Origin of the sequence: Halomicronema sp. CCY15110 (genome assembly GCF_016888165.1) — a bacterium.
Lineage (GTDB): Bacteria > Cyanobacteriota > Cyanobacteriia > Phormidesmidales > Phormidesmidaceae > Halomicronema.
Genome location: NZ_JACSWC010000242.1, coordinates 1 through 23,140, shown reverse-complemented (window position 1 = coordinate 23,140; position 23,140 = coordinate 1). Strand labels below are relative to the sequence as shown.

General features: G+C 54.2%; 18 protein-coding genes. 11 read left to right on the top strand and 7 right to left on the bottom strand.

Annotation, left to right across the window (positions count from 1 at the left end; genetic code table 11):
* Positions 1-122 precede the first annotated feature (122 nt).
* Together JUK32_RS09190 and lipA are read right to left on the bottom strand one after the other, a co-directional pair.
* Positions 123-845 carry a pyridoxine 5'-phosphate synthase gene (locus tag JUK32_RS09190; RefSeq protein WP_204138559.1) on the bottom strand — a complete coding sequence of 241 codons (723 nt, stop codon included), beginning with the start codon at positions 843-845 and terminating at the stop codon, positions 123-125.
* A 69-nt stretch (positions 846-914) separates the two neighbouring features.
* On the bottom strand, positions 915-1,802 hold the full coding sequence (gene lipA / locus JUK32_RS09185; protein ID WP_204138558.1) for a lipoyl synthase: 888 nt from the start codon (positions 1,800-1,802) through the stop codon (positions 915-917).
* Between the two features lie 570 nt (positions 1,803-2,372).
* Between lipA and JUK32_RS09180 the strand changes: the two genes are divergently transcribed.
* Positions 2,373-2,921, top strand: coding sequence for a response regulator (locus tag JUK32_RS09180; RefSeq protein WP_204138557.1), 549 nt, complete (start codon positions 2,373-2,375; stop codon positions 2,919-2,921).
* Between the two features lie 299 nt (positions 2,922-3,220).
* On the opposite strand, the gene JUK32_RS09175 is transcribed toward JUK32_RS09180, so the two are convergent.
* The 3 genes from JUK32_RS09175 to JUK32_RS09165 form a co-directional block, all read right to left on the bottom strand.
* Entirely contained in the window at positions 3,221-4,234 is a 1,014-nt protein-coding gene (locus tag JUK32_RS09175) for a type I glyceraldehyde-3-phosphate dehydrogenase (protein WP_204138556.1), read from the bottom strand.
* 324 nt (positions 4,235-4,558) lie between these two features.
* Complete coding sequence (locus tag JUK32_RS09170) at positions 4,559-4,852, bottom strand: hypothetical protein (protein WP_204138555.1); 294 nt, start codon at positions 4,850-4,852, stop codon at positions 4,559-4,561.
* Between the two features lie 173 nt (positions 4,853-5,025).
* Positions 5,026-5,841 carry a hypothetical protein gene (locus tag JUK32_RS09165; protein ID WP_204138554.1) on the bottom strand — a complete coding sequence of 272 codons (816 nt, stop codon included), beginning with the start codon at positions 5,839-5,841 and terminating at the stop codon, positions 5,026-5,028.
* Between the two features lie 226 nt (positions 5,842-6,067).
* Between JUK32_RS09165 and JUK32_RS09160 the strand changes: the two genes are divergently transcribed.
* Positions 6,068-6,382 (top strand): PepSY domain-containing protein, encoded by a 315-nt coding sequence (locus JUK32_RS09160; RefSeq protein ID WP_204138553.1) that lies wholly within the window; start codon positions 6,068-6,070, stop codon positions 6,380-6,382.
* Between the two features lie 132 nt (positions 6,383-6,514).
* A complete protein-coding gene (locus tag JUK32_RS09155) occupies positions 6,515-7,012 on the top strand; it encodes an HNH endonuclease (protein ID WP_204138552.1) in 498 nt (165 codons plus the stop codon).
* Between the two features lie 418 nt (positions 7,013-7,430).
* Here the strand turns inward: JUK32_RS09155 and JUK32_RS09150 are convergent, their stop codons facing one another.
* Positions 7,431-9,020: an NAD(P)H-quinone oxidoreductase subunit N gene (locus tag JUK32_RS09150; protein WP_204138551.1), complete on the bottom strand. Its 1,590-nt coding sequence runs from the start codon at positions 9,018-9,020 to the stop codon at positions 7,431-7,433.
* 499 nt (positions 9,021-9,519) lie between these two features.
* On the opposite strand from JUK32_RS09150, the gene topA reads away from it, so the two are divergent.
* From topA to JUK32_RS09110, 8 genes are all read left to right on the top strand, one after another.
* Positions 9,520-12,300, top strand: a complete 2,781-nt coding sequence (gene topA / locus JUK32_RS09145) for a type I DNA topoisomerase (protein ID WP_204138550.1) — start codon at positions 9,520-9,522, stop codon at positions 12,298-12,300.
* Positions 12,301-12,357: 57 nt separating this feature from the next.
* A complete protein-coding gene (locus tag JUK32_RS09140; protein ID WP_204138549.1) occupies positions 12,358-13,863 on the top strand; it encodes an FAD-dependent oxidoreductase in 1,506 nt (501 codons plus the stop codon).
* A 130-nt stretch (positions 13,864-13,993) separates the two neighbouring features.
* On the top strand, positions 13,994-14,869 hold the full coding sequence (locus tag JUK32_RS09135; protein ID WP_204138548.1) for a S1 RNA-binding domain-containing protein: 876 nt from the start codon (positions 13,994-13,996) through the stop codon (positions 14,867-14,869).
* 170 nt (positions 14,870-15,039) lie between these two features.
* On the top strand, positions 15,040-15,903 hold the full coding sequence (locus tag JUK32_RS09130; protein WP_204138547.1) for a Tab2/Atab2 family RNA-binding protein: 864 nt from the start codon (positions 15,040-15,042) through the stop codon (positions 15,901-15,903).
* Positions 15,904-15,934: 31 nt separating this feature from the next.
* A complete protein-coding gene (locus tag JUK32_RS09125) occupies positions 15,935-16,774 on the top strand; it encodes a carbohydrate ABC transporter permease (protein ID WP_204138561.1) in 840 nt (279 codons plus the stop codon).
* Positions 16,775-16,925: 151 nt separating this feature from the next.
* A complete protein-coding gene (locus JUK32_RS09120) occupies positions 16,926-17,324 on the top strand; it encodes an ArsR/SmtB family transcription factor (protein ID WP_375541559.1) in 399 nt (132 codons plus the stop codon).
* Between the two features lie 247 nt (positions 17,325-17,571).
* Positions 17,572-20,466: a pentapeptide repeat-containing protein gene (locus JUK32_RS09115; RefSeq protein WP_204138546.1), complete on the top strand. Its 2,895-nt coding sequence runs from the start codon at positions 17,572-17,574 to the stop codon at positions 20,464-20,466.
* A 123-nt stretch (positions 20,467-20,589) separates the two neighbouring features.
* Positions 20,590-21,180, top strand: coding sequence for a nucleotidyl transferase AbiEii/AbiGii toxin family protein (locus JUK32_RS09110; RefSeq protein WP_239112481.1), 591 nt, complete (start codon positions 20,590-20,592; stop codon positions 21,178-21,180).
* Between the two features lie 98 nt (positions 21,181-21,278).
* Here JUK32_RS09110 and JUK32_RS09105 read toward each other — a convergent pair whose 3' ends face one another.
* Positions 21,279-22,619, bottom strand: coding sequence for a pitrilysin family protein (locus tag JUK32_RS09105; protein ID WP_204138544.1), 1,341 nt, complete (start codon positions 22,617-22,619; stop codon positions 21,279-21,281).
* Positions 22,620-23,140 lie beyond the last annotated feature (521 nt).

Genomic DNA, 23,140 nt, shown 5'->3' with positions numbered 1-23,140 from the left:
ATAGGATTCTCCATCTCGATGACCCCATGTTTTCTGGCAGCATCCTACTACAACATGACTTGTGTGTACTTAGTAGCGAGGCTGGGAGAAGAATTGGGGGTGAGGGAAAGCAGCGTGCTGACTCAATAATCGCCCCGCATGACTTGCTTCATTTCACGGACGGCCCGCTCCATGCCGACCAAGGCCGCCCGACTGATGATGGTATGGCCAATGTTCAGCTCTTCCATGCCCTCAATACAGGCGACGGGATACGTATTTTGATACGTCAAGCCATGCCCCGCGTTCACCCGCAGTCCAGCGGCGATCGCCTCTTGGGTACCCACGGTCAGATAGCTCAGTTCCTCCGCTCGTTCAGCTTCACCCTGGGCCTCGGCGTAGCGTCCCGTATGCAACTCCACAAACTTCGCTGTGGTTTGTTTCGACGCCACAATTTGCTCGGGCTCCGCGTCGATAAATAGGCTAACGGGGATGCCTGCGCCTTGCAGAGTGGAGACGACTTGGGTGATGCGATCGCACTGCCCCGCGATGTCCAGGCCACCTTCAGTGGTGATTTCCTCACGCTTTTCCGGCACCAGGGTCACATAGTCGGGTTTGATATCGAGGGCAATCTCCACCATTTCGGCAGTGGCAGCCATCTCCAGATTGAGATGCGTGCGCACCGTTTGCCGCAGTAGGCGCACATCTCGATCTTGAATGTGCCGGCGATCTTCTCGGAGATGCACAGTAATGCCATCGGCTCCCGCGAGTTCTGCCAGCACCGCCGCCGCCACGGGGTCGGGCTCGACGGTGCGGCGGGCTTGCCGAATCGTCGCAATGTGGTCAATGTTGACGCCTAAAGTGGGCACAGGGGATCTCCAAATCTGCAATGCAATGTAGTAGTGATTGTAATGAGAAATGATCGCTGACTAAACCCGTTAAGGAGCCTCACCAGCGTGATAGGAACTGCGCACCAGAGGACCCGAGCGAACATGGGCAAACCCCAGCGATCGCGCCCTCTCCCCTAATTGCTCAAATTCGGCGGGTGTCCAATACTTTTGCACCGGCAGGTGAGCCAGCGAGGGACGCATGTATTGCCCCAGGGTCAGGCGATCGCAGTCCACCGCGCGGAGATCCTCTAGCGTTTCCATGATTTCCGCTTCGGTTTCTCCATGCCCCAGCATCAGGCCGGACTTAGTAGGGATGGTGGGATTGCTGGCTTTGACATGACGCAAGACTGCCAGCGAGCGATCGTATCGCCCCCCCCGCCGCACCGGATCTTGCAAGCGGCGGACAGTCTCCACATTGTGGTTATAACAAGCGGGCGCGGCTTGAGTCACCGTCTCAACGCGCTGGCGTTGCTGCGCAGCCGCCTGATCACCGCCCCAAAAGTCAGGGGTCAGCACTTCAATTTGGGTGTCCGGCGTGCGATCGCGAATCGCCTGCATCGTTTTCACAAACCAACCCGCTCCTTTATCCGGCAGGTCATCCCGCGCTACCGAGGTCAACACCACATATTTCAAATCCAGCAGGGCAACGGACTCAGCGACCTTAGTCGGCTCATCCGGATCGAGGGGCATCGGAGCATGGCCTTTATCCACCTGGCAAAAGGCACAGGCACGGGTGCAACTCGGCCCCATCAGCAAAAAGGTGGCGGTTTTGTTGCTATAGCACTCGCCCCGGTTGGGACACCGCCCCTCTTCACAAATCGTGTGGATGCCCCGCTGTTTGACAATGCGCTGCACAGTGGAAAGCTCACTGGCCTTGCCGATAGAGGGACGCAGCCAAGGTGGCAAATTAATTAGGTCACGGGTGGAAGAGGTCATTAGGCGCAGTCTTTTTTGGAAAACATCAACGCAGCACGGCGACAGGCCGACTGTTGGGGCCAGCGACATGACTCGCGGCTAGAACAGGCTGAAGCAGAGGGCCTCGTCTAGCCCAGCCCAGCAACCTCCAGTCAGCTACTTCTGACCCAATGATATTGAACAAGGCCACCCTCATCATAAAAGATAGTCAACGACAGGATTGGGCACTCTAGAGAACGGGAATTCAGGTAGCCCGGGACAACGTCATTGGCTGGCTGCTGCATGAAGGCCGACTCGCACTGCATCTCATTATGTCAAAGCGCAGCGGGCGAGTTAGCACCGGCCTCACTGACCAGAACTGATTCCGGGCGGGCATCTACAAATTTTCACGATCTCTCACTCTAGATATCAAAAACTTCGTTACTATTTGCTGTACATGGCCTCCTGATTCCACGATGGATAGTCCTGTGGATCAGAGGATAGCAATTGTTACCCGCAAGCATGGTAATGGTTGCAATCAGTTGTATGAGCAAGCGCTAGTGTTGGAGTTATTGACTAGCCAACCGCATCTTTACCGCACAGGAGTCAACCGTGGCAACGCACAAAATTTTGGTAATCGATGACAGTCGCGTAATTCGTATGCGCGTTCGAGATATGTTGCCCCAGGGCAACTTTGAAGTCATAGAAGCCAAAGATGGCGTCGAGGGACTCGATGCGATTCGCGATCAGCGCCCAAATCTGATCATGTTGGACTTTTTGCTCCCTCGCAAGAGTGGCTGGGAAGTCTTCCAAGAGATTCAAGCCCAGCCGGAGTTGCAGCATATTCCACTGGTGCTGATGTCGGGACGTAAAGAAGAAGTCACCGAGAAAATTACGGAACCGTTCGAGTTTTTTGAGTTTATTCAAAAGCCATTTGAGCAAAAAGAGCTGATTGAAGCCATCAAAAAGGCTATGACGAAAGCCCGGAAGCCGAGACCTAAAGCCGCAATGGCAACGGCAGCGGCTCCCGCAGCAACTGGTGGAGACGCGGGTGAGGTGGCCGCGCTAAAGGCAAAAGTCGCCAAACTGGAAGGCGAGGTTGCCCAACTGAAGGCTCAGACCGGGAAGATTCTGGCGTTCATCAAACAAAAGCTCCGGTAGCTGCGCAAATAACTCACTTGGTTTCCTCATCCATCAGTCGTTTGGTCTTGTACCAGTTAGCCCAGTGACATCAGCCCTGAACCCTCATGGATGCTGTCTGCAAGAGGTACACCAGAGCAGCGGGGGCACTGGCAGAGTCAAGGGCGATCGCCGCACAGCGCAGCTGCAATGGATAGCAGGGCACCCGACCGTGACAATTAACACATCAACCAAGAATGCGGTGCTGGCAGACCCAGCACCGCATTCTTTTACATATTCGTACCTTCAATGGGTGAACTATCGCGAGGTCGCGACCAGTCCTAGCTCCACTTTTGAGCTAACAGCTCAGCCAGGTCAACCACTCGCTGACTGTAGCCCCATTCATTGTCATACCAAGCAACGATCTTGACGAGATCACCACCCAGGACAATCGTCAGGCTGGAATCCACGATCGAAGACTCGTTCGACTTGCGATAGTCAATGGACACCAAAGGTAGGTCGCTGTAGCCAAGAATGCCCTTGAGGTGCCCCTCAGCGGCGGCTTTCATAGCGTCGTTGATTTGCTGGGCGATCGCGGGCTTCTCGATCTGCGCCACAAAGTCAACAACGGAAACGTTAGGAGTCGGCACTCGCAGTGCAATGCCGTTGAGCTTACCCGCCACTGCGGGATAGACCTTTGCAACGGCCTCAGCGGCCCCTGTGGTGGTAGGCACAATGTTCAGCGCAGCGGCGCGTGCCCGACGCAGGTCGCGGTGGCTGGCATCTAATAAGCGCTGGTCGCCGGTATAGCTGTGGGTCGTGGTCATCGTGCCTTTGATGATGCCAAAACTCTCGTGCAGAGCTTTGACCACGGGCGCGAGGCAGTTAGTGGTACAACTGGCGTTACTCACCACGTCAAACTCACTGGGGTCATAATCTTCGTGATTCACGCCCATCACGAAGGTACCAATACCGCTGCCCTTACCAGGAGCCGTAATGAGAACTTTCTGTGCACCGGCTTCAATGTGACGACCGGCCCCTTCGGCACTGCGAAACACTCCGGTCGACTCAATGACGAGATCGATGTCCCAGGCTTTCCAAGGCAGGTTGTTGGGATTACGGTCAGAGCAGCACTTAATCGTTTTGCCGTTGACAATCAACGTATCTTCGCCAGCTTGAACATCTGCATCCAAGCGACCCAGCATTGAATCATATTTCAATAGATGGGAATTTGTTTGGGGATCAGACGTGTCGTTAATCGCCACTACGTCGAGCTGACTGTCGTCACGAGTCAACCAACAACGCAGAAAGTTACGACCAATCCGCCCGAAACCATTAATTGCTACTCTAATCACTGCGTTTTACCCTCTGTGCACTCAAAAGACTCAATAGGTAAGATTTCCTAAACGAGGATTATCATATCGCAAAGCCTGCACCCATTTATAGATCCCCAGCGGGAAGCCGCAGGGATTTTTGTTTCCGCAGGCAGCTAAGGGGATCATCCGATTCACAGTTACTCCAGAGAAAATGCAGGGTGGCAACCCCTGCCCCCTGCAAGGCTGGGGAAACTTTCAGCGCAGAATATGCCATTACAGAATGATAAATTCTTCGGTGATGTTGTCCAGGTAATTGGGTCGTGCCAACATCAATGAATGAGCGATGTTCACCATTGCCGTGGCTTATTCAACGGCGGGCGTATCCGCTAAAGTTTGCCGAAGAATTTGCTGCGCCAATGTTTCTAAGCTGCGTTGCGGTAGGGGATCGATGAGTTCACTATCATCACAGTGTTGGAGCTCGGCCATGAAGGCTTTGGCCGGATCGCGATCAACCCATCCCCCCGATCGCAGTTCAGCCAGAAAAACTTGCTGTGCAGCCTGGGCGCGATCGTCGTCTTTGCTGACAAAAATGCCGGTGATGTCAGTCCCGTAGAGAGAAAACCAGGCCTGCCAATTGGGGGTGACGGGGTGCAACACAACGCCACAGGCCAGTTAGTGATCTTGTAAAGCAGCAGCGTTTGTGGACTGCTGCCAGAGCAAATCACTCATAGACAAATCCTGACTAAATTCCTGCTGAGGATAGCTTTCTTCGCTGGATCTGTTAGAACAGACCGACACCTGGGGCGAGTCATCACGACATTTCAGCCGCCCTAAAGCTGCAGCAAATCAGTGGCTTCTTGCAGTTGAGTGGCCCAGACGCGATCGCCGAGGGTAACTAACAGCAAAGAAATTGTCGAGATCGCGAACATCCCCGCAATCCAGAATTCGCTAATGATTGGTTCTACGCCCAGCGCCAAAATCATTTCTGAGATGGCTAGATAGGCAAAGTACATGAAAATGCTGAGTTCTACCCAAGACCCCACCGCTGTGAAGCGGGCCAGCCCTCGCGGATTGTCGAATTTTTGGTCTTGCCAATACCGTCGCAGGGCGATCGCGGGCCAAGCACTCAACATCACCAAGCCAAACACTACCAAGCCCACCAGCGGAAAGCTACCCAGCACTTGTGCCTGGCTCCACTGAGCCGTGGCTGCCGTTTTGCCAGGGCCAGTCACCAACGCGTCAATCGATACCGCCCAAACCGCCGCCCAAAAGCGCGAATGTTTGGCTAAAAACTGATAGAAAAAATCATTGTCGTCGGTCTCGTCCTCGTCGTCATCATTATCGAGACCTGCAATGTCGCGCACCACATCATTGATAAACCACACCATGGCGAGGAAACCAGCGCCGTAAATGCCCGCCTTGAGTGACGGAAATGAGCTCGCGGCATACCACAAGCCAATTAGGCCAATCATGGGAAAAACCGTGTGGGTGAAGCCGACCGCAGCCGCCCAAGACAACGCATCGCGTACGGTTTCAAATCGCTTGAAGCGGCCAATGGTGGCAATCACAGCGTCGGCGGCAATCCCAATGCCGATCGCCGCATTAATCAGCAAATATTGCCAATGCCCAGGGGCCAAAACCCACATCTTGAAGCTCACATCTTCCATCATTGAGAGTTATCGCACCAGGTGTCTGCAATTGCTGTCACAATATTTTATCTTCAAAAATGAGAAGATTATGAAGTATCTAGTCGTGACCACGATTGTTGACGTTGCCATGGCGTAACCGTAACCAAAAGGTTGTGGCACAGCTGACGAACCTGTCGATGTTTTTTTTGCCGTCCCCATTGATTGCTGCCAGTCGCCCTAAGCCATGAAATTTCGCTCACTTATCCGCTATTTGCATCGTACAGTGGCCCCCATTGTCCTGTTGCCCCTGTTCATCACGGTGACCACGGGAGTCGTCTACCGCCTTTCTAAGGATTGGTTTGGGCTGTCTCGCGACCAAGTCCATTTCCTGATGATGCTCCACGAGGGCGAGTATCTAGGCCCCATTCTGGAACCGATTTACGTGTTATTCAACGGTCTCGGGTTGTTATGGATGCTAGTCACCGGCAGCATTATGCTCTGGCAGACCCTGAGTCGGACGGCGAAAAGCAAGGCCAAACCGGAACCCAGTAGCCAATAAGTCGGTCGTGACGGCCCTCTGCTGGCGGTCTGGATGTATCCTCAAGGCCCCGACGGGGTGGGCGATCGCCGGATTTCACCTGAAAGAAATACCTGTGCTACCATCGGTGCAATATTCTTCAGACAATCACCAATGAGTAAGGTTCTAGTGCTCAACGCCTCTTATGAACCGCTCAACATCACCAGTTGGCGTCGAGCGATCGTGCTTGTCATCAAGGGCAAGGCTGAGCAGGTGGAGCACAATGGCAGATTCATTTATCCAGAAATCCCACTACCCACAGTGATTCGCTTGCGGAACTACGTCCGGGTACCTTACAAGGAAATTCCGCTAACTCGCCGCAATATTCTGCAACGGGATGATCATACGTGTCAATATTGTGGGCTGTCAGGGGATGGCCTGACCTTGGACCACGTCGTACCGCGATCGCGGGGCGGCGGTGACAAGTGGGACAACATCGTGACCGCTTGTGTGCGCTGCAATGTCAAAAAGGGGAATCGTACACCTCGCGAAGCCTCAATGCCGCTGCGCAATCCCCCCCGACGTCCCCACAGCAGTCTCTACTTTGAGGTGACTCGCCAGGTCAAAAGCGGTACCCACGCTGAGTGGAAAAAGTACGTGATCGGCGTTTAGCGATCGCAGGTTGGCTGACCCTTAGGCTAAGGTTGCTCTGTCAATAAAGTCACCGTAGCCGCTTACAACTTTATCCGTCGTCCCCCCGAACCACACAGCAGGAAAATTTCGTATTTAACTCCTGAATCCCTAGGGCCTGTCATCACTTAGTCATCAAAGCCTTGCGGCAAAAGGACTACAGGCCCTAGTTGATTTCAGGAGTGCGGGCGCGGTAATGCTTATCCCACCAGGTCTCTGGAATTAATTGATGACGCGCCCTAGCATCGGAGAAACGCTTAGGGCCTAAGAATTCCCATTTTAAGATAGAGATTTGATGAGAAAGTGACACCAGCTCAGCGCAATCACTTGTTCCATTGACGTGACCTGCGACTATTGATAATCGCAGGTCACTCTCATCCTAAACTCGGACTTGTCAGACCTATCGTTGCGCCACCGAGGTGACAGCTGGCGCGATGGTCGCCACAGGCGGCACGACGGCCTTTGGTGCCTGCTGTTGGTCGATCGCCGCCTGCAATAGTGGCGTATGGCTAACCGAATTGTTTGCCAGGGTGAACAAGGGGTTGGAGAGAATGCCTGCTAGCGACGTTGCCACAACGGCCAAAATCAGGCTCACTTGCAGAGGGCGCAGACCCGGTAAATCCCAACGCACCTCTGGATAGTTGGAAATGGCATCTGACATTTCTTGGGGTTCCTTAACGACCATCATCTTGACCACCCGGATGTAGTAATAGATCGAGATGACGCTGGTCACTAAACCGACTAAGACCAAACCATAGGCTCCCGCTTGCCAACCGGCCCAGAAAATGTAGAGCTTACCAAAGAAGCCTGCCAGTGGTGGAATGCCTCCGAGCGATAGCAAGCAGATGCTTAGGCACAACGTCAGCAGCGGATCTTTTTGATATAAACCGCTGTATTCGCTGATTTGGTCGGTGCCGGTTCTCAAGGAAAAGAGAATCACGCAGGTAAAGCCGCCCAAGTTCATGAATAAGTAAATCAGCAGGTAAAAAATCATGCTGGAGTAGCCGGCTTCGGTGCCAACCACCAGGCCAATCATCAAAAAGCCAGCCTGGGCAATGGAAGAGTAGGCCAGCAGGCGCTTCATGCTGGTTTGGGCCAGGGCCACGACGTTACCCAGCACCATGCTGAGGATCGCCAGAGCCGTGAATACAAAATGCCATTGTTCGGAAACTACAGGAAATACCGCAACCAGGAGCCGGATCGCCAAAGCGAAACCAGCGGTCTTAGAGCCCACCGAGAGAAAGGCCACCACCGGGGTTGGGGAACCCTCGTAAACGTCTGGAGTCCACTGGTGGAAAGGGACAGCGGCAATCTTGAACGCGATCCCCGCAATCACAAAGACCAAGGCGACGATGATCCCAATCGGCGCGTCGCTATCCGCCGCCACAAAGCTCTGGGAAATTTCTAGCAATTTCATCTTGCCGCCAGACAAGCCGTAAAGCAGCGACATGCCGTAGAGGAAGATCGCTGAACTGGCCGCACCAATGAGCAAATACTTCAGGGCGGCCTCGTTAGAGCGCGGGTCGCGCTTCATGTAGCCGGTTAATAAATAGGACGAGATACTGAGGGTCTCTAGCGCCACAAAGATCGTGACCAGGTCGTTGGCCCCGGACAAAAACATGCCGCCCAGGGTCGCGGTCATCATAATGACCAAAAATTCTGCAAGTGACGTGCCTGATTGCTCGATGTAACGAATGGACATGGGCACTGTGGCGATCGCGGATAAGACGATGATGCCTCGAAAGACAATGCTGAGATCATCGCCCATAAAGCTGCCTAAAAAGCTCAGAGGAGTTGCCGTATCCCACTGATAAATCAGCGCCACGATCGCTAAGGAGAGGCCCGCCATCGTGGCATAAGGCGTCCAACGGGTCGAAGCCCGGCCTGCAATCAGATCACCGACTAAAACCACCAGGAGTGTGGCCACTACGATGCCTTCTGGCAGAATGATGCCTGCATTCAACTGGGAGGCAAGATTCGTAAAATCCATCCGGTCAACTGCTCCAGCGCTAACGACGTCCACTTGATCAATGCTACCGCTGCTGAACCGCAGGGATTCAGGGAAGTCAGCGATCGCCGATCTTTAACTTTCCACTGGCATCTTACCCTGCGTACTCCGGTTTAGGGATACTCCTAGGGCGATGAATTCTGCCTATCAGCCTGATTAGCGAGTCGAAAGTGAACCCTCCTGCGGTGCTGTGATGCCCTTGCCACGAGATTGCTAACTTTGGCTGCTTCTGTTTTATGGCGCAGATGGTCTTTATGGCACAGATGGTCAAGCCGCCAATTAATTTGGGTACTCTCCGAGATAAATGCGCTAGGGTCAATTTAGCGATCGCCGAGATGATGTGCTAGGAGTGGACAGGAAGTTGCTTGCAGAGACATCAAAGCAGCAAAACTTGAAATCTTAGTTAACAATCCTTTCTGCTAGCGCAATTTATTCGCTAACGTCACGAAATCCAAGACTCTTAAATTATCCCGATCAATTTATGTCCACCCTCGTCATTGTTGAGTCCCCGACCAAAGCCAAAACGATCCGAAACTATTTGCCCAGCGGGTATCGGGTTGAGGCGTCGATGGGGCATGTGAGAGATTTGCCGCGATCGGCGAGCGAGATTCCGGCCTCGGTCAAAGGGGAAAAGTGGGCACAGCTTGGGGTGAATCCTGATGCTGACTTTGAACCTTTGTACGTGGTGCCTTCGGACAAGAAGAAGATCGTCAAAATCCTCAAAGATGCCCTCAAAAATGCTGATGAATTGGTTCTAGCGACGGACGAAGACCGCGAGGGCGAAAGCATTAGCTGGCACTTGTTGCAGGTGTTGAAACCGAAGGTGCCCATCAAGCGCATGGTGTTTCATGAGATTACCGAGGAGGCGATTCAAGCGGCACTGGGTAACTGCCGCGACATAGATGATCAGTTGGTGCGAGCGCAAGAGACGCGCCGCATTCTCGATCGCTTAGTGGGCTACACCCTATCGCCACTGCTGTGGAAGAAAATTGCTTGGGGCCTGTCAGCGGGGCGGGTGCAGTCTGTCGCCGTCAAATTGTTGGTGGAACGGGAACGGGCGCGTCGGGCTTTCCGCCGTGGGTCTTATTGGGATCTGAAAGCTCAGCTGCTCAAAGACAGCGAATCCTTTGAAGCCAAGCTGATTACGCTGGATGGCAAACGCCTCGCCACAGGTAGTGACTTTGACGAAAACACCGGGCAAATTGCGGCGGGTCGCGATGTAGTGTTGCTGAATGAAGGCGAAGCCAACGCGCTCCAGACTCGATTACAGGCGGGCGCTTGGACGGTTGCCAATTTAGAAGAGCGGCCCTCGACCCGGAAGCCATCCCCCCCCTTTACGACCTCTACCTTGCAGCAGGAGTCTAACCGCAAGCTGCGGCTCTCGGCCCGCGATACGATGCGTGTGGCCCAAAGCCTGTATGAGCAGGGTTACATCACCTATATGCGTACCGACTCGGTGCATTTGTCGCAGCAGGCGATCGCGGCGGCTCGCAACTGTGTCGAGCGTAAATACGGCACAGAATACCTCAGCCCCAAGACGCGGCAATATGCCACCAAGAGTAAGTCAGCGCAGGAAGCCCACGAAGCGATTCGGCCTTCGGGTCAGACCTTCCGCACCCCGCAGGAAACGGGGCTCAGCGGTCGCGAGTTATCGCTCTATGATCTGATCTGGAAGCGTACCGTTGCCACCCAAATGGCGGAGGCGCGACAGACCAATATCACCGTGCAGATTGAGGTGGATAACGCCACTTTCCGCGCGAGTGGCAAGCGCATTGATTTTCCCGGTTTCTTTCGCGCCTATGTGGAAGGGTCGGATGACCCTGATGCGGCGATCGAAAACCAGGAAGTGTTGCTGCCTCGACTGGCTGTCGGCGATGCGGTGAACTGTAATGAACTGGAAGCAGTGGGTCACGAAACCCAGCCGCCCGCGCGTTACACCGAGGCGACTTTGGTCAAAACGCTGGAAAGCGAAGGCATTGGTCGCCCCAGCACCTACGCCAGCGTCATTGGCACCATCATCGATCGCGGCTACGTCACAGCCAATGGCAGCAGCCTGACCCCCACCTTTACGGCGTTTGCGGTCACCGATCTCTTATCCAGTCACTTCCCAGATTTGGTCGATGTCGGCTTTACGGCCCGTATGGAGCAAACCCTTGACCACATTTCGACCGGCGCAGCTGAGTGGCTCCCTTACCTGAAAGATTTCTATGGGGGCGATGAGGGACTGGAAACTCAAGTCCATGAGCAGGAAAGTCAGATCGACCCGGCGGAAGCACGAACCGTTGTCCTGGAAGGGTTGGTCGCAAAAGTGCGCATCGGTCGCTACGGCCCCTACGTCGAAACCGAAGACGAAAACGGCCCGGTTAAGGCCTCGGTGCCGATTGATGTGTCGCCCGCTGATTTGGATGCTGACCAAGTTGAACTGCTCTTAAAGCAAAAGCGGGAAGGGCCGGAAAAACTGGGTTTTCACCCAGAAACGGGCGAGCCGATTTACATTTTGATCGGAGCATACGGCCCCTATGTGCAACTCGGGGACGCCACAGAGGAACGTCCTAAACCCAAGCGGGCTTCGTTGCCTAAAGGCAAAAAGCCCGAAGACGCGACGATGGAGATGGCGGTGGGGCTACTAGCGTTGCCCCGGCTGCTCGGCCCCCATCCCGAAACGGGTAAGCCCATCAAGGCGAGTTTGGGGCGGTTTGGGCCTTATGTCGTGCATGACCAGGGCAAAGACGGTAAAGATTATCGATCGCTCAAGGCCGACGACGACGTACTCACTGTGACCTTTGAACGGGCCATGGAGCTGCTGTCGCAGCCGAAAGCCGGACGGGGACGCCGCAAAGCTGAACCGTTGAAGGAGCTGGGCAAACACCCCGATGATGATGAACTAATTGCGGTCTACAAAGGCCCCTACGGCCTGTACGTCAAGCATGGCAAGACCAACGCGGGCTTGCCAGACGGGAAGACGGAAAAAGACATCACGTTAGAAGAGGCGATCGCCCTCATCACGGCGAAGGCGGGCACGAAGAAGAAAACAACGAGCAAGAAGTCCACCGCTAAGAAGTCCACTACGAAGAAAACGACGGCGAAAAAGTCCACCGCCAAGAAATCCACCGCCAAGAAAACCACCACGCGGCAGGCTTCGACCACGAAGCGAGCAGCGGCCTCCAAATCAACCGGGGCAAAAACGACCACGGCGAAAAAGACCACAAGCAAAAAATCCACCGCCAAGGACAACTCCTCAGCGGAAGCCTCAGAGAGCTGAAATTACCCTACGCTGAAGACTGAAACATCATCAGCATAGGGATCACTCATTAAGGTTATGGAGACTCAGACTGATCAGTCGCCGCGCGTCGTTGTCGTCGGTGCAGGCTGGGCCGGGTTAGGCGCGGCTTATCACCTCGCCAAGCAGGGGTATGCCGTCACGTTATTAGAAGCGGGCAGTTATCCGGGTGGCTTGGTCGCCGGTTGGCAAACGGAGCAAGGGCGCTCGGTCGAGGCGGGTATCCACGGCTTTTGGTATCCCTACCGCAATATTTTTGGTCTGGTGGACGCGTTGGGCATTCAGCCCTTCACGCCTTATACCCGTTCTAGTCAATATTCGCCTCACGGGTTAGAGGTCGAATCGCCGCTGTTTCAGATGGAGCCGTACTTGCCGAGCCCGCTAGGCACGTTTGTGTATACCGACTTCAAGCGGTTACCGTTGAGCGATCGCCTCTCGGCCCTGCCGCTGCTGTACTCGTTGATCGATTTCGACAACTCGGATGCCGCTTGGCAGCGCTACGATCGCCTCTCCGCGCGGGAACTCTTCCGCCAATTTGGCGTGTCGGAACGGCTGTACAAAGAGGCATTTGAACCGATGCTGCTGGTAGGGCTATTTGCCCCTGGTGAGCAGTGCTCCGCTGCCGCCACCTTGGGGATGCTCTATTACTTCATCCTGGCCCACCAGCCGGACTTTGACGTGCGCTGGTGCCGGGGCACCGTAGGCGAGCAAATCTTTCGCCCGTGGACGCAAGCCATTGAACAAGCGGGGGGCCAAATTCTCGCGAATCACCGGGTTACGGATGTGATTGAAGGGGAGGGCGATCGCCTTACGGGAGTCGTCTGCGGCGATGAAGTCTTTGAAGCCGATGCGGTGATTTTCTCGGTGGGGATCACGGGGCTGAAAAAAATTGTCGCCAGCAGTCCGGCGCTGCGTCGTCGTGAAGAGTTTCGCGATGTGCAAAATTTGGGCGCAGTGGACGTGCTCGCCACGCGCCTCTGGTTTGATCGCAAAATCGAGATACCCCTCCCGTCCAACGCCTGCTTTGGCTTCCACCAAACGACCGGGTGGACGTTCTTTGATCTGAATGCCCTCCACGACGAATATCGCGACGAGCCGGGCAGCGTGGTGGAAGTCGATTACTACCACGCCAATCAGTTTCTCCATCTCGATGATGAGGAAGTGTTGCCGCTGGTGCAGGAAAATTTGGCGGGCTGTCTGCCTGACTTTGGCGAGGCGCAGATTGTTGATCACAGCGTGATTCGCATTCCCCAGGGGGTGACGCATTTTGCCCCCGGCAGCTATCGGTACCTGCTACCGGGACAGACCAGCTTCCAAAACGTATTCATGAGCGGCGACTGGATTGTGACCCGCCACGGCTCTTGGTCACAGGAAAAAGCCTACGTGACGGGCCTGGAAGCCGCCAACCGCGCGATCGCCCTCTGCAACCTGGGGCAACCCGCCGACATCATCCCCATCGTGCCCGATGAACCCCACATCCAAGCCGCGCGGCAGCTCAATCGTTGGGGGCGATCGCTGCTAGCCCACATCGGTCTATCGCTGTGATTAGCCCCCTATTGGCCCTGACCACGACCAGCGGCCCGTCTTTGTCGGAATGTTGCGAATGGTATACCCGGCAAATCGGTTGCTATGATTGGAAAACCGAATTTTTGCTGCAACCTGGGGAGGCTCGACCTTGACCTTTTCGACTGAAGATTTCGCCCGCGCCTTAGCCGACCACGACTACACCTTCCAAACTGGCAGCACGGTTAAGGGCACGGTGATTGGTCACGGTTCGGAGGGAGCCATGGTGGAAATTGGCGGCAAATCCGATGCCTTTTTACCCCTCAAGGAAGCTTCCCTAGAGCGGATCGAGAGTCTGGAAGAAACCCTGCCCTTAGGAGACGAATTCGAGTTTCTGATTATTCGCGATCAGGATAAAGATGGACGAGTGGTTTTATCGCTGCGCCGCTTGATGGTGCAACAGGTGTGGGAGCGCCTCACCCAAAGAGAAGCCAACAAAGACATCCTGGATGTCAAAGTGACGGGCACGAACAAAGGCGGCGTCATCGTGGATGTGGAAGGACTGCGGGGATTTATTCCGCGATCGCACCTGGCCCAGTCCGAAGACTTGGATGCTCTGGTGGGTACCACCCTGTCCGTCGGCTTTTTGGAAGTCAATCAAGAAAACAACAAACTGGTACTTTCCCAGCGGCAGGCGGCGCGATCGCAGGCCATGTCCACTTTGGAAGTGGGGCAACTGGTGCAAGGTAAGGTCGCCAGTCTGAAGCCCTACGGCGCATTTGTCAGCTTTGACGGGGTCACAGGCCTGCTGCACATCAACCAAATCAGCCAGAATTACGTCGATTCCCTGCCCAACCTCTTAAAAGCAGGCCAAGACATTCAAGCCATTATTGTCAGCTTGGATGAACAACGGGGTCGCATTTCCCTCTCCACGAAAGTGTTGGAAAAGTATCCCGGAGAACTGCTCAAAGAATTTGATACCGTAATGTCAGACATTGACAACCGCTTGCAAAACGTCGGCAAAATGCTAGCCAACAGTGAGCTATAAGCAACGGTCTGAGCAGCAACCATTGACCAGGATGTCGCCAGGACATAGTCGCTGCCGTAGCATAGCGTGGCTGGAGTGGCCGAGCGACTGGGGCCGCGCGGTTGCCATCCATGAAAGTCTCGGTGTCTTGGACTAGCAGCGATTTACCGTATCAGGCTTAAAAAATACCTATGGGTACCGTTTGGGAACTAGATTTTTACTCACGTCCATTGTTGGATGAGAATAATAAAAAGCGCTGGGAAGTGCTGATTAGCGAAGGGTTACAGACCGTTGAGGCAAACCCTGACAGCCTCTTTCGTTTTAGCAAGTATGTGGCTAATACTGAAGTTAATTCCATTGAGCTGAAACAGGCGATCGCAGAAGCGATCGCCCAAGCCCCCGAGCCTCCCAGCCGCATTCGCTTCTTTCGATTTGCGATGCAAAACATGATCACCCGTGCCTGTGAGGACTTGGGGATCGCCGCGCAACCGAGCCGCCGCACTCTGGCCCTGCACCAGTGGATGGACTATCGACAGCGCGAGGTCTATCCCACCGAACCCGGCTACACCGATAAACCCTCGCCGACTGTGGGGGCACCGCCGCCCGCGCCGAAACCGCTGCCCGATGCCTTGATCGGTCAGCAGTGGGCGCTGGTCTCGTTGCCCGCCAAAGACTTTGCCGATATGTCAGAATGGCCGATTGATTTTGGCGAGGCCTTTTCTCCCCAACTGGCCGGAGTCGCTGACGACACGATGGTGCCGGGACTGGTGATTTTTTCTTCCCGCGCTCAACCCATGGCCGGTTGGTTGTCGGGGTTGGAAGTCAGTGAACTGCGCGTCGAAGCAGGCAAAACACCGCGACTGATTTTGGAAACTGGCAGCGCGGATAGTTGGGTAATTGCCACGCTTAATTCACCAGACCTGCGAAAGGAAGCTGAAAATTTCGAGACGGCGAAACAACAGGCGAATCAAGTGCACTTTTTAGCCGTGCAAGCGAATCCGGATACGGAAGCCTTTGCCGGATTCTGGCTCATGCAAACGTTACAGTTGGGGTGAAATCATGAGTGTCACCCCAGCCAAACCACTCATGGAGCGACTAAAACAGGCATCTTGGGTGCAGGTGACGGTCACCTATGGCGTCTTAAGTGCGATCGCCCTGGCAATGCTGTTGCCGCTACTCTGGCTCGTGAGCACCGCCTTCAAGTCTCCCGAAGAGAATATCTTCGCCTTCCCGCCCCAATTCATTCCCGCCGCCCCCACGCTCAACAACTTCATCACCGTTTGGCAACAAAACCCCTTCGGGCAATACTTTGTCAACAGCATCATCGTGGCGGTGTTGACCGTTGGGCTCAATCTGCTGTTCTGTTCTCTGGCAGCTTATCCCCTTGCCCGGCTGAAGTTTAAGGGACGACAGTTTCTATTTGCGCTGATCGTGGCGACCATTTTGATCCCCTTTCAAATTGTCATGATCCCGCTCTATGTGTTGGCCGTGCAGCTCGGCTTACGTAACACCTATCTCGGCTTGATTTTTCCGTTCATTGCTTCAGCCTTTGGTATTTTTCTCATGCGTCAAGCCTTTCTCGGGGTGCCCAAAGAGTTAGAAGAAGCCGCCCGGATCGATGGTTGCTCAGAACTGGGCATCTGGTGGAACGTGATGATTTCTGCCACCCGTCCGGCGCTGGTGACCTTAGCCATTTTTGTCTTTATTGGCGCGTGGAGCGACTTTTTGTGGCCCCTAATTTTGCTCGATCGCCCCGAATATTACACCCTGCCTCTCGGTGTGGCTAAGTTAGCCGGTAGCTTCTCGTTAGACTGGCGTTTAATTGCCGCTGGTTCGGTAATTTCAATTTTGCCCGTGTTGATTTTCTTTGTGGTGATGCAGCGCTACATCGTCCCCACCGAATCTGGCAGCGGGCTGAAAGGATAATCAATCCGACTAATCTTCGGCGGTGCAGCAATCAATACAACTCCCTAGTTATAGAGTGTGCTACGCTTAATCAATGATTAACGTTCACGGTTAAGCTCTGCTGTTGCATACGTTTTAGGAACTCTGCCAGATGGTCACAACTCCGCAGGTCATGAATCAGCACGCTTCTGTTGTGGGTGATTGTGAAGACGACTGCATGTTGTCAAAACTCTCACCGGCGGCACTGCAATTAGTGGCAGAATTTTTCAAGGTTTTGTCCGAATCTAGCCGCCTGCAAATTGTCTGTCGGTTGCGCAACGGCCCAAAAAATGTTTCGGAAATTATTGAACTGACCGGATTGGGACAAGCCAACGTTTCAAAGCACCTCAAAATTTTGGCGCAGGCGGGCATCGTTACTCGTGAGCAACAGGGCGTCTGCGTCTTTTATCAGATTGCCAACCCGTTTGTGTTTGACCTGTGCGAACTCGTCTGCAATTCTCTGGCTCAACAGATTCAGCAGCAAACGGCTCAGCAAGCGGCCCTCGACGAGTTCCGCCAGACCATCAGGTAAGTTCTAGGCAAATCAATTACAGCTCTCTCTGAATGCTTGGAGTACTTCTCCCGGCAGAATGTTTAGGGTTTGACTGATTGGCTGCTAACCGTGTAACCCTCACTGAGATGCCGTGATGTGAATATTCGGTTAGGGGTTGGCATGAACGTTTTGAGGAGAAGCAACGCTCCGTTCTTCATAGAGGAGTCGCAGAAGGTAAACCTGGGAGTTGGGCTAAGCTTTGGAAAAAGTTTGGTTGCGGTGTCCTATGGCGAGTCGTCTCTGGAAGTTTTTGAACACTGATATTCAGGAACTGGTGTCGCTGGACACAGTAGAGGAGAGCAAAGATGCCGCCGATGCTGTACTCGGATTGGCGGAAGCGCTGCAAAGTGACGGTCCGAACGTACAGCAACTTGCCCCACTCGTCACTCAATTAGACTCGCTGCTGGACGTGCTGAACTCGCCATTGGGCAACATCGTCGGGGCTGGTTTACCATTTGTGCCCATCGCCACAGGATTGCTGAAGGTTTATCTGGAGAAGACCAAACAGGAGCCAACTTTATCGCAGAGCGTGGCGCTCATGAGCCAAGCAGCGTATTTAGAGAGCTTCAAGGATTTTGTACAGCATCAGCCTAAAGTGCAGAAATGGCTGGCAGCAGCCGACAAACGGGCACGAGCCAAAGACCTCACGCCAGAAGTCAAAGCGCTGGGTGACTTTGAACTGAGCGATCGCGAGGCCCGCTTCGCCTTACTGCATTTCCATCAGTCCGCTTTGGCGATCTCCTTTAACCGGGCCTTGATCGCTCGATTGGTACATCTCGGGGCAAAGCTAGAGGCGGCGAAAAAGATTGCAGAAATGGTCTCGCAAAACACAAACCGTCACATGCGAGCGGCGATCGCGGATGCCGACGCCCCCGTCCAGCGCATTGTGGAGTGGTATCGCATCGGCGGCGATGCCGATTTTGAAAAATACCTGAGCATCGACACGTACTTGGCAGAGGCGATCGCGCCGCGCCCTCACGAACCAGTTTTTGCCGAACCGTTCGCCTTCAAAGATATCTATGTGCCCTTAAAGGCTCAGCCTCTCACTGGCGCAGGTGAGATCGATGAGTCGCAAGCCCCCATCGTATTAGAGCAGTGGGCACGGCAAATGCTCCATGACGACGAGCAAAAAAGTCGCGTCATGTTTGTGCAGGGTGGGCCAGGTCGCGGCAAGAGCGTCTTTTGTCGCATGTTTGCCGATTGGGTACGTCGCCACGAACATCCCCGCTGGACTCCCATCTTGATTCGCCTGCGGGATGTGTCAGTGCTGTCCCGTGACTTTGAAGAAACGCTGGCGAAAGCGGTGGATCGCGACTTCGCCAAAACCGACTCCGGCTGGCTCACGGATCGCAATGTCAATTTCCTGTTCATTCTCGATGGTTTTGACGAGCTGTTAATGGAAGGGCGCACCAGCGGCGGCCTCGATCACTTCTTGGCTCAGATCGGACGCTTTCAAGAGCAGTGTGCGCGTAACTCTGAGAAAAACCATCGGGTGCTGATTACAGGGCGAACGTTGGCGTTGCAATCCATTGAAAGCCGCATGCCGAGCAATCTTGCCCGCATTGAAATCCAACCGATGGATGATGAGTTACAGCTTCAGTGGTTCGATCTCTGGGGTGATCTGATTGGGCAAGACAAATCTCACCTAATGGCTATCTTGCAGGATGAGCGCTTACCGGAGCGGGTGAGAGAGCTGGCACGGGAGCCGCTACTGCTCTATTTGCTGGCTGCGATGCACCGCGACGGCGAACTGCGGCTAGATATGTTTGCAGGAGCCGAGGGAGCCCAGGCCAAAGTCTTAATTTACGAACGCACGCTGGAGTGGGTACTCACCAAGCAGCGGCCCGAATGGCTCAATCAGGATTTGACAGAGATTGAGATTTCAGGACTCCGCCGCATCTTGCAGGAAGCGGGGCTATGTGTGGTGCAGTCGGGGATGGAGTTTGCCAGTATCGGCGCGATCGAAGATCGCTTGAGCCAGGACAGCACCGCTAAAGTCTTCCTCGAAGAAGCTCAAAAGCGCTTAAAAACGGATGATACGCCTCTCCGAAATGCCCTTGCTGCGTTTTATCTGCAAGAAGGCCGACAGGGGGAAGGCTCGATCGAGTTTGTCCACAAAAGCTTTGGCGAATTTCTTTGTGCCGAACGTATCGTCAACAGCCTCATTGATATCTGCCAACCTGGACGCAATCGCGAATACGACATCGACGACCCGGCTTTTTGCTGGACGATGTACGACCTGCTGGGCTGCCACGTCCTCACCCCGGAAATCGTCGAATACCTCACTGCCCTACTTACCAAACACCCGGAATTTGAAGCCGAAAAACTGCATCAACGCCTCCACGATTTTTACTGGCGCTGGAGCGACGGCGAATTTATCGATGCTCCCCCTGAGAACTTGCCTCAACAGAAAATGCGCCTTCTTAGGCAACATGCACCCGAACAACTTGAACTCGGTCAACTACAAGTTGATGTCTACGCTGGCATCAATGCAATGATTTTACTATGGGAACTAGACCGCTATTCGGGCGTATCTTTTCATCCATGTCGGAGAATTGACAAGATACAAGGATTCATACATACCAATCCACACCGCTTATTAAAGATTGTTGGAATCAGTTGTTGTTTAGGTGTAAATTTCTTTTCCGAATACATAGGTCCTCATGCTCGATACTCTGATCTCAGCGGTTGCTTTCTAAGGAACATCTCTCTAAAAGGACTGGATCTTACAGGTGTTAGTTTTTTTGATGCATATTTAAGGAGCGCTGACCTCAGTAATTCAGAACTGCAAAATGCTAAATTTTCGTGGGCCATCTTAGAAGACATCAATCTGAGTGATGCCAATCTTTGTGATGCGAGCTTTGACTCAGCAAATATGGTGAAATCCGACTTGAGTGGTGCAAATTTAAGCAGAGCAAATTTAGAGAAATCGAATCTTTCGAGTGCTAACTTGTCGTTTGCAGATTTGAGGAATGCTAACTTTTCAGGAGCTCGTTTCTCAAATGAATTTGGAACTGTTCTATGGAGCGAAGAGACGAATTGGGAGGGGGTGAAGGGGTTGGAGAGTGCGATTGGGGTGCCGGAGGCGTTGAAGCAGCAGTTGGGGCTGATTGAAAAGTGAGAGGGTCGCTGGGTGAATGGGTAGCCGATAATATCGATAGGATAAGGCTTATTAGCCTACTGATGGCGAGAGACACAACAGCTTATGCTAAATGCGGGTGTTCTGACATTTCAGGAGTTTGCCATGGGTGAAACCTTGCCACTGGCAACGATTCAGGCGGCGGTGTTTGAGTTTTTGCAAAACCGCGATGATGTGGTCATCTTTGGCGCACAAGCGGTTAACGCCTGGGTGAGCGAACCACGCATGACTCAAGAGGTCGACTTACTCACCATCGATGGAGCGGCGCTGGCGGAAGACGTGCGATCGCTGCTGTCGCAGCAGTTTCAAATTGCGGTGAGGGTGAGGGAGGTAAAGGCAGGTCTGGGTTATCGAGTTTATCAGCTCCAGAAAACAGGAAATCGTCATTTGGTTGATATCCGCAGCGTTGAAAAATTACCCGCTGCCGATCGCATCGAAAATGTCTTGATTCTGTCTCCCGCTGCGCTCATTGCTCAAAAAGTGATTGCCTTTCACCAGCGACGAGGCAAACCCAAAGCCGGAACTCACTGGCGTGATATTGCGATGCTCTTGCTGACCTTTCCCGAACTCAAGCAAGATTCTGGTTCTGTCACCGCAGCCCTGGCAGAAGCCCAAGCGAGTGCAGAAATTTTGGCTGTTTGGCAAGATTTTGTGCAGCAAGACATTCAGCCCATCGACGAAGATGAAGATTTCTGATAACAAACAATTTCATCTTCTCCTGGACAGAGTAAACACTTTTAGCGCAGCGAGCCATGTCAGTTACTGCTAAGTCATCTCTCGCGACGAACAATTGTCTAGCGGAGCTTAGTTATCTCTACAGCAGCGTCAGACTCCGGCAAGATTTGCAACGCGCCATAAGCCTGAGTCGAGAGATAAGTTTGCGCTGCCGTCTGAATATCTTGGGGCGTCAAACGTTGAATCTCTTGGGGGTAATGCACGGCATGGTGCAACTGCCCCGTCAGGGTTTGGTAGTACCCATAGAGCCCTGCCAGATCGCTGGGGCTTTCGCTGCCAAAGACGTAGCGGTTCGCTACTTGGGTTTGCACCCGTTGCAGCTCTGCCGGGGTCACGGGCGACTCCTGTAACCGCTGGAGGTGGGTGGCGATCGCCGCTTCCACTGCCTCAATATTTTCCGTGGGCAGGCTCGCGGCAATCGTAAAGACCCCCTGCTGCCAGTAAGACATATTGCTGGCGGCGATGCTAGTGACAAGCTGCCGCTGCTCCCGCAGATCGCGGACGAGGCGAGACAACCGCCCCCGAGCCAAAATCGAAGTCAACACATCCAACGCATTGGTTTGCTCGACATCGGTGAGCCCCGGCACCCGCCAGCTCAGCACTAACCGCGCCTGCTGCAAAGCCGCATCCGTATAGTGATGGCGCTGGATGGATGCAAACGGCGCTTCCGGTGCGGAGCGGGTGACCTGGGTGGCGGGGTTGCGGTTGGCGTCCGGACGATGACCCTGGGCCAACGCCTGCTCAAAGCCTGCCGCCACGGTTTGAATCAGTTCTTCCGCCGGCAAGTTGCCGACGGCGACGGCGGTAATCCGTTCGGGCCGATACCAATAGTGATGAAAGTCGCGCATTTGCGGCGCGGTCAAAGACTCGACCACCGCCGCCGGGCCTAACACGGGACGACGATAGGGCAAGCGGTCAAACGTCATGGCCATCGAGCGGGCAAAGATGCGCCGCCGGGGATTGTCGTTAGCGCGGGCAATTTCTTCTAAGATCACCGATCGCTCTCGCTCAAATTCCGGTGAGGCTAAGCGCGGATTCAGCACCAGCTCGATTTGTAGCGGTGCGAGGGTGGCAAAATCTGGCGGCGCACTGGTGAAATAAAAATGGGTATAGTCCTGACTGGTAGCGGCATTGGCGACCCCACCTCGCGCTTCGATGCGCCGCTCAAACTCGCCTGCGGGCAGTTGCTCCGTGCCCTTAAAGATCATGTGCTCCAGATAGTGAGCCATGCCATTAATGCTGTCTGACTCGACAGCGGAGCCCACCCGCAACCACAGACTCAGGTTGACGGCATCCGTCGGCGTCTGTTGGGCAATAATGGTGAGTCCGTTAGCCAATCGCCGTACGGTCGGCACTGCCAAAGCAGATTGAAACGAATGGTCGGCGATCGCGGATGTCATTTAAATAGAGTGCTCCGGGACAATTATTAACTTCAACTATCTTAACGGCTGCGATCGGCAAACTTCACAACCCAAAGTTCTCAAGCGCTATGGCCATTGACCTGGTGCAGTAGAGCGCAGAATGCCACAAAAGTTTGTGGCTGTGCCACTCGTTGATGCCTGCGGGAAGGATTCCTTCGCGCAAGGTCGAATAGTTGGTGCGGAAGTCCCCCGTGGCCGAGATCACGATCCCCCTCCGAGGCGGCCCCCTCTGCCCCCGGCGCGCGCCCGTGGATGCCACCATCCATGAGTTATGGCCTTTACGCCGCTGGGTCAGGGGATTTTACACGTTGTCGTTTCGCTTTCTAGACTGGTCCTCGGCGGCCTCAGTCTCGATCCCGAGCCGCCCTCATCCCAAGATTGGGCGAGGGATTTAGGGTGTAAACGCGATGCGGCGTGGCTCAATAGACCTCTTCAAGAATAAGAAAATAGGGCAGGTTGAAGCATCGAGAGTCGAAATTTAGACATACTGCACCCGCAGA

What these genes read in the sequence shown, in the direction of transcription:
- JUK32_RS09120 (WP_375541559.1), top strand. Translation starts at nt 16,926, where the DNA reads ATGAATCAGCACGCTTCTGTTGTGGGTGATTGTGAAGACGACTGCATG.
- JUK32_RS09150 (WP_204138551.1), bottom strand. Translation starts at nt 9,020, where the DNA reads ATGGATTTTACGAATCTTGCCTCCCAGTTGAATGCAGGCATCATTCTG.
- JUK32_RS09160 (WP_204138553.1), top strand. Translation starts at nt 6,068, where the DNA reads ATGAAATTTCGCTCACTTATCCGCTATTTGCATCGTACAGTGGCCCCC.
- JUK32_RS09140 (WP_204138549.1), top strand. Translation starts at nt 12,358, where the DNA reads ATGGAGACTCAGACTGATCAGTCGCCGCGCGTCGTTGTCGTCGGTGCA.
- JUK32_RS09165 (WP_204138554.1), bottom strand. Translation starts at nt 5,841, where the DNA reads ATGTGGGTTTTGGCCCCTGGGCATTGGCAATATTTGCTGATTAATGCG.
- JUK32_RS09125 (WP_204138561.1), top strand. Translation starts at nt 15,935, where the DNA reads ATGGAGCGACTAAAACAGGCATCTTGGGTGCAGGTGACGGTCACCTAT.
- JUK32_RS09155 (WP_204138552.1), top strand. Translation starts at nt 6,515, where the DNA reads ATGAGTAAGGTTCTAGTGCTCAACGCCTCTTATGAACCGCTCAACATC.
- topA (WP_204138550.1), top strand. Translation starts at nt 9,520, where the DNA reads ATGTCCACCCTCGTCATTGTTGAGTCCCCGACCAAAGCCAAAACGATC.
- JUK32_RS09105 (WP_204138544.1), bottom strand. Translation starts at nt 22,619, where the DNA reads ATGACATCCGCGATCGCCGACCATTCGTTTCAATCTGCTTTGGCAGTG.
- lipA (WP_204138558.1), bottom strand. Translation starts at nt 1,802, where the DNA reads ATGACCTCTTCCACCCGTGACCTAATTAATTTGCCACCTTGGCTGCGT.
- JUK32_RS09130 (WP_204138547.1), top strand. Translation starts at nt 15,040, where the DNA reads ATGGGTACCGTTTGGGAACTAGATTTTTACTCACGTCCATTGTTGGAT.
- JUK32_RS09115 (WP_204138546.1), top strand. Translation starts at nt 17,572, where the DNA reads ATGGCGAGTCGTCTCTGGAAGTTTTTGAACACTGATATTCAGGAACTG.
- JUK32_RS09110 (WP_239112481.1), top strand. Translation starts at nt 20,590, where the DNA reads ATGGGTGAAACCTTGCCACTGGCAACGATTCAGGCGGCGGTGTTTGAG.